This window comes from Streptomyces sp. E2N166 (assembly GCF_003671715.1).
Lineage (GTDB): Bacteria > Actinomycetota > Actinomycetes > Streptomycetales > Streptomycetaceae > Streptomyces > Streptomyces thinghirensis.
In genome coordinates, this window is sequence record NZ_RAIF01000032.1 from 306,895 (window position 1) to 313,615 (window position 6,721).

At 71.8% G+C, this 6,721-nt stretch carries 6 protein-coding genes; 2 read left to right on the forward strand and 4 right to left on the reverse strand.

The features are described from left to right. The 4 genes from EBH09_RS28470 to EBH09_RS28485 form a co-directional block, all read right to left on the reverse strand. Positions 1-2,166 (reverse strand): nitrate- and nitrite sensing domain-containing protein (locus EBH09_RS28470; RefSeq protein ID WP_153182740.1); only part of this gene is annotated, 2,166 nt, incomplete at its 3' end. Between the two features lie 68 nt (positions 2,167-2,234). Beyond that, on the reverse strand, positions 2,235-3,248 hold the full coding sequence (locus tag EBH09_RS28475) for a substrate-binding domain-containing protein (protein WP_121749798.1): 1,014 nt from the start codon (positions 3,246-3,248) through the stop codon (positions 2,235-2,237). Between the two features lie 285 nt (positions 3,249-3,533). Continuing rightward, the gene (locus EBH09_RS28480; RefSeq protein WP_121749799.1) at positions 3,534-3,992 is read right to left on the reverse strand and encodes a DUF6114 domain-containing protein; all 459 of its coding nucleotides are present in this window, start codon (positions 3,990-3,992) and stop codon (positions 3,534-3,536) included. Continuing rightward, positions 3,992-4,690: a DUF6230 family protein gene (locus EBH09_RS28485; protein ID WP_121749800.1), complete on the reverse strand. Its 699-nt coding sequence runs from the start codon at positions 4,688-4,690 to the stop codon at positions 3,992-3,994. The genes EBH09_RS28480 and EBH09_RS28485 overlap by 1 nt, the downstream gene beginning before the upstream one ends. 612 nt (positions 4,691-5,302) lie before the next feature. Between EBH09_RS28485 and EBH09_RS28490 the strand changes: the two genes are divergently transcribed. Together EBH09_RS28490 and EBH09_RS28495 are read left to right on the forward strand one after the other, a co-directional pair. Further along, the gene (locus EBH09_RS28490) at positions 5,303-5,968 is read left to right on the forward strand and encodes a Tat pathway signal sequence domain protein (RefSeq protein WP_121749801.1); all 666 of its coding nucleotides are present in this window, start codon (positions 5,303-5,305) and stop codon (positions 5,966-5,968) included. A 153-nt stretch (positions 5,969-6,121) separates the two neighbouring features. Further along, positions 6,122-6,721 (forward strand): ScbR family autoregulator-binding transcription factor (locus EBH09_RS28495; protein WP_121749802.1); only part of this gene is annotated, 600 nt, incomplete at its 3' end.

Here is a 6,721-nt window from a genome sequence, read left to right on the forward strand (position 1 = left end):
GTTCCGCTCGGAAGCGGGCGACGCGGGTGACGCGGGCGACGTGGGCGACGCGGACGGGGCGGTGGTGCCGGGCCGGCTCGCGGGTGCGGGCCGCACCGGCCGTACGGGCCGCTTCACCTGAGCGGGGTCCGCCTCCGACACGGAGGACGTCTCTGTCACGGAGGACCTCTCGGGCACGCCGGACGACGGGCCTTCGGAGGCCGGAGACGCCGTGCGGTCGGGTCCGTGGGCCGCGTCGAGCGGCTCGCGCACCACGACGTCGTGCGGGATCAGCACGATCGCGGTGGTCCCGCCGTACGGAGAGGAGCGCAGCGTGACGGTGATGCCGTGCCGGTGCGCGAGGCGGGCGACGACGAACATGCCGAGCCGCAGGTCGTCGGCGAGCGCGACCACGTCGAACTGCGGGGGCACCGCAAGCTGGGCGTTGAACGAGGCGTAGTCCTCCTCCGTCAGGCCCAGCCCGCGGTCCTCGATCTCGACGGCCAGCCCCTTGGCCACCAGCGCCGCCCGCACCCCGACCGGATGAGGGGCGGGGGAGTAGGCGGTCGCGTTGTCGATGAGTTCGGCGAGCAGGTGGATCACGTCGGCCACCGCGGGCGGCGCGAGGGCCACCTCCTCGTCGGTGTGCAGCTCCACCCGCTGGTACTCGGCGACCTCGCCGACGGCACTGCGCAGGATGTCGACCAGCGCGACGGGTTCGCGCCAGGTGCGCCGGGGCTGTTCGCCGCTGATGATGACGAGGTTCTCCTCGTAGCGGCGCAACTGGCTCGCAGTGGAGTCCAGTTCGTACAGGCCCTTGAGGATCTCCGGGTCGGTGTGCTCGCGCTCCAGCGCGTCCAGCTTGCCGAGCTGCATGTTGACGAGGTTCTGGCTCTGCCGGGCGATGCCGAGGATGACCTTCTGGAAGCCGCGCCGGGTGTCGGCGAGTTCGACGGCGGTGTGCACGGCGGTGCGCTGTGCCGTGTTGAACGCCTGCGCGACCTGCCCGAGTTCGTCCCGCCCGTAGTCCAGTGGCGGGGTCGCCGACTCCACGTCCACCTTCTCGCCCCGCTCGAGCCGGGCCACCACGTCGGGCAGCCGTTCCTCGGCCAGGCTCAGAGTGGCCAGCCGCAGACCGCGCAGCCGGCGGGACAGCGAGCGGGTGATGCGCCAGGACATGGCGACGCACAGCACCAGGGCGATCAGACCGCCCGCGCTGAGCGAAGCGGCCGTGATCAGCAGCCCGCGTGCCTCGTCGGCGCTGCGGTCGAGCAACCCGTCCGTCTGCTGCCGGATCAGCGCCGCGTACTGGTCGGAGACCTTGTCCAGGGCGGTATTCCAGCGCTGCCGTGCGTCCGGCAGGTCGATCCGGTCGTCGCCGTCCGCCGCGCGGGCCGCCAGCACCTGGTCCTCGACGGCTCCCAGGGTCTGCCACTCGGGGCTCGCGAGGATCCGCTCGGTCTGCGCCTTCGCGCTGCCGCGCAGGGAGGGGACGATCTGGTCCTGGACGAGCCAGCGCCGGGTGTGGACCAACTGCGCGAACCGCGCCCACTCCTTCTCGTCCATCCGGCCCGACGGCCAGGCGAGGGTGAGCCGGGCGTCCTCCTGGGAGACCAGCTCCGCCGCGTGCTCCAGGGCGACCAGCGGTCCGGCCTGCGAGGTGAGGTCGCCGTCGTCGACCTGGGAGAGCTCCTGGAAGGCGTGGATCTGCTCGTCGATGATCGAGGTGTACTGGTCGAGCGCCTGGTCGGAGGTGATGTCGCTGGGGTCGTCCACCTGGTTGCGGTAGTACTCCAGGCTGCCCACCGAGCCGAGCACCGAGTAGAGCCGGTCCGAGACGCGGGCGGGCGCGCTCTCGATCGCGGCGGACTGGCCGACGAGCTGGGCGACGGCCGCGTCCGTCTTCTTCCGCTGGGCGTCCAGTTCCGCCCGGTCGCCGCCGGGTTCGGCCAGATGGGCGGCCGACAGACCGCGCTCCTTCTGCAGCGCGAGCGCCGCCTCGGTACCCATGGCCCCGGTGTCGCGGCTCAGTTCCGTCTGCGCGCGCAGCCGCAGGCCCTCCGAGAACATCTGGATCGTCGTCACCCCCCACACGGCGGCGAGGGTGACGCCGGGGACGAGGGCCAGGAGGATCAGGGAGAGACGTATGGAGCCGAGGCGGCGCCGGGCACCTGTCCGTGCAGACATCGTCGTCCTAGGCGATCAGTGGGGGAGGATGGCGGTTGTGCGCGGGCGCCGGCGGCCGCGGTGCCCGGTCACCGGGTGCCCCCCGCGGCGAACTTCGCGACCGCGTCGGCGTTCGTCCGGGTCACGAACGCCGGGCCGGTCAGTACGGGTGCCACTCCGCCACCGCTGACGTTGCCGTTGGTGCGGTACAGCCAGAGCGCGTCCACCGCGAGATATCCCTGCAGGTACGGCTGCTGGTCCACCGCGAACTGCACGTCCCCGCGCTTGACCGCGGCGACGAGGTCCTCGTCGAGGTCGAAGGTGGCGACATGGGCGCTGCTGCCCGCCTCGTCGACCGACTCGACCGCGGTGAGGGCGAACGCCGCGCCGTTCATGACGACCTCGTCGATGCTGGAGTCCTGCCGCAGCCGAGCGGTGACGGCCGCGCCGACCGCCTTCATGTCGGTGCCCTCGACGTAGAGCATCTCGGTCTCGCCCTCGAAGGTCTTCTTCACGCCGGCGCAGCGGGCCTCCAGGGCGACGTTGCCCCGCTCGTGGATGACGCACAGGGCGTGCCGGGCCCGGAGGTCGTTCAGCTTGTCGCCGACGGCTTGGCCGGCGACGCTCTCGTCCTGCCCGAAGTACTGCAGGAGCCCGGTGGTCCGCCAGGCGTCGATTCCGGAGTTGAGGCCGACCACGGGGATGCCGGCCGCCTCGGCCTCGGCGACCGGTCCCTTCATCGCCTGCGGTTTGGCCAGGGTCACGGCGATGCCGTCGGCCTTGTCGCGGATCGCGTCCCGTACCAGGTCGGCCTGGTCGGCGGTGTCGGCGTCGCCGGCGTACGTCAGGTCGACGCCGTCCTTGTCGGCCGCGGCCTGGGCGCCCTTGCGCACCCGGTCCCAGAAGGCGTCGCCCTCACCGCCGTGGGTGACCATGACGATCTTCATCCGGTCGGCGCCGGACCCGCCCGCGCTGTCCGCGGCCGAGCCGTCCTCCTCCCCGCCGAGGGCGGAGCAGCCGGCCGCCAGCAGACAGACGGCCGCGGCCAGTGCCGCGGCGCGGAGGCGTCCGGGGGAGGGGGTGGGTGGGGGAGATGTACTCATGGGGGTTGGGGCACCTCGCTGTGCGGCCGAGCAGGAGGAACGGGGCGAGGTGGTCCGGAGCCGTGTTTCGGTACGCCAACCGGGTGAATCTCGCCTGGCCGGAGCCAATCGTGAGTGACGGCCGGTAGTCAAGTGATCAGCGTTCAGGTGTGAGTTGTCGGTGCCGCATCGTGATGAACGGGGCGGGCGAAGCGCCGGTGAAGTGTGGTTGAAGCGCGAGTGCGCACGGATGGCCGGCGCCCGGCCCCGGGTGCGTGCCGGGGCTCGGACGCCGGTGGCCCGGCATCAGGCGGGTTCGCCCGCCCGCTGTTCCAGGGGCCGCGGGGCGGCCGTACGCGCGGCCCGGGCCTCCTTCCTGCGGCGCCGGCGGTCGCGGCGCGGCTCCTGGTCGGGCAGCCAGCCGAAGACCAGGCAGCTGCCGACGCAACCGAGGAGCAGCCCGACGAGGAACCCGCCCAGGTTGGAGGTGACCCACGTACCCAGGGAGGCCAGGACGCCGATGAGCGAGTAGAAGAGCCGCTGGGAGGGGTTCACCAGAGCCAGCAGTCCGCACAGCAGCATCACGACCGGCAGAAGGTAGCCGGCCACGCCCTGCATGCCGACGTGCAGCACCACCTCGAAGGACGCCTTCATGGTGAACAGGACCTCGGCCCCGGCCAGCGTGAGCAGCAACCCGCCCCAGAACGGCCGCCCGGAGCGCCAGCGGCGGAAGCCGGCCCGGAATCCCGCGCGGTCGCCGGGCATCAGCAGCCCGACCCGCTGAAGCGCAGCTTCAGGCCGGGAAGCTTGAAGACCCCCGCCGTCGTCGCGTAGTTGGTCTGCCGCAGGTTCTTGATCTGCACGGTGTCGGCCTGCTGGCTGAAGACGCCGATCGGTCCCCGGCCCTTCGGGCCGGCCTTGTCCAGGGTGCTGGCGTCGTTGCCGATCTCGATGTTGTTGAAGGCGGCGTCACCCGACAGGAAGGTCGAGTCGGTGGTCAGATCGGTCGCGGACACCCGGGTGTCCCCTTCGCCCGCGGTGATGAGCAGGTTGGTGCCGCCCAGGTCGACGCTCTGGCACAGCTTGGTGAGTTTCGCCTCCTTGATCACGGAGGTGACGACGAGCACCTGCCCGCCGGTGTCCCCGGCGTTCGGGCTGCCCTCGGCCATGTTGTCGAGGCCGCCGAACTGGGCGAATCCGGTCCCGTCGAGCTCCGTGGCGGTGACGGTGAAGGGCATGCCGGAGATCGCGAACTGCACGCCCAGGGCGCCGTGGGCGGTGAGTATCGCCAGGCCCGCGGTGACCGCGGCGGCCGGTACGGCCAGCACCGCGGCCCGGCGCAGCCTGACCCGGCCGCGTCTCGTGGGTGCCCCGGCGGCTTCCGGCGCGAGCGCGCCTTCGGGGCCGGTCCCGGGTTCGGGGGTGTTGCCGGCGGACGGTGTGACGTCCGAGGACGAGGCCATGTCTGCTCCCAGAGGCATAGTGAATGCGGATCGGGTTTCAGCGGCACGTTCTTGAGCGGCACGTTGTCCTGGCGCGGACAGCGGCTGGTACGCGCGCCTCCCGGCAACTCCCGGCGGATGCAGGGGCTTTCACGTTACGCACCAGTAGCCAATCGGGAAGTTACCGGTGGTTACACCACGGGGTCAAGCAAGTTGTGGGTAAAGAGTGGGGGTTGTGTGCCGCCTGCCGTCTTTCCGGCCCGGCGTTTGCGGAGACCCGCGATTATTCGCCAACTCGTATCCAGTCGCTTGACGTTGACTGAACGTCAGGTCTACAACTTCCCCAGTTTCCCCGGATCCGTGGCGCCGGATCCGTTCCCGCGGCACCGTCCGCGTTCCCGGCCCCGGGACCCGTCCTCCGGACTGGACCCGGCCCCGCCCCCAACGGGGCACGCCGCACCTGCAGGGCAGGGCCCGCACTCACCGGGCGCCGCCTGTCCGCACCCACTGGGGCCCGGCCCGTGCCCGACGTCCGACCGGGCACGGCCCGGACCTCATCGCATCGGCCCGGTCGCACCTCCGCGGCCGGCCACCCCTGCTTCACCGAACCCCACTTCCGGAAGAGGTAGCCGCATGCGTACTCGTACTCTCCTCACCCTCACCGCAGCCGTCGCCGCGCTGACCCTCCCCGCGGCGGTCCCCGCCGTCGCGGGCACCGCCGCGGCCGACACCCCCGTCCTCACCACCGGCGCCGCCGGCGGCACGCCCGTCGCGGTCGGGGACACCCTCACCGCCTCCCTGGCGAGCGGCACCAGCGCCACGTTCCACTCCAGCGCGACCGGCACCAGCGGCGTCTCGTGCACGTCCTCGCAGTTCACCGTCGACGTCACCGACAACCCCACGGCCCCCGGCACGGCCACCGAGTCGCTCACCGCCCACACCTTCGACAGCGGCAGCTGCACCAGCAACGTCATCGGCGTCCTCGGCGTCAACGGCATCACGGTCCACAACCTGCCCTACACCACCACCGTCTCCTCCGACGGCGCAGTGGCCGTCACCCCGCCGAGCGGCTCCACCGTCCGGACGACGGTCGCCCTGCGCACCCTCCTCGGCAGCATCAACTGCGTCTACGAGGCCCCCGGCCTCAACGGCACCGCGAGCAACGACACCAACTCGATCGCCTTCGCCGACCAGCACTTCACCAAGGTCTCCGGCTCGGGACTCTGCTTCGCCAACGGGTACTTCACCGCCACCTACGCCCCCGTGACCGACGGGAACGCGACGGTGTTCGTCAACTGACCCGTACGGCGGCCCGGCCCGCGCCTCGAAGGGCCGGCCGGGCCGCTGTCGGCGGGGTCGCTAAGAAGGCGGATCTGACGGTGAGTTATCGTGTACAGGGGGTTAATACAGGCGGCACGGCCTGTTGAGTTCCAGCCCAGGAGAGTTCAGCCGATGGCGAGGCAGCTACGCGCCGAACAGACCCGCGCGACGATTCTCGGGGCGGCCGCCGACCTGTTCGACCGTCACGGCTACGAGTCGACCAGCCTGAGCGAGATCGTGACCCACGCCGGAGTCACCAAGGGCGCCCTGTACTTCCACTTCGCGGCGAAGGAGGACCTCGCCCACGCCATCATGGAGCTCCAGTCCAGAACCTCGCGCCGACTGGCGAAGGAGCTGGACGGCCGGGGCTACACCTCTCTGGAGGCGCTGATGCGCCTCACGTTCGGCATGGCCAGGCTGTGCGAGGAAGGGCCGGTCCTGCGGGCCGGGCTGCGGCTCGCCACGGGGGGCGTGCCGGTGCGGCCGCCGCTGCCGCACCCCTTCACCGAGTGGCGGGAGATCGCCTCCTCCCGCCTCGTGGACGCCGTCCGCCAGTCCGATCTGCATCCGGACATCGACGTCGACTCGGTCGCCCACACCCTCGTCTGCTCCATCGTCGGCACCCGTGTCGTGGGCGGCACCCTCGAACCGGCCGCGCGACAGCCCCGCCGCCTGGCCGGGATGTGGCACCTCCTGATCCGAGGCATGGTGCCGGTGACCCGACGCGCCCGC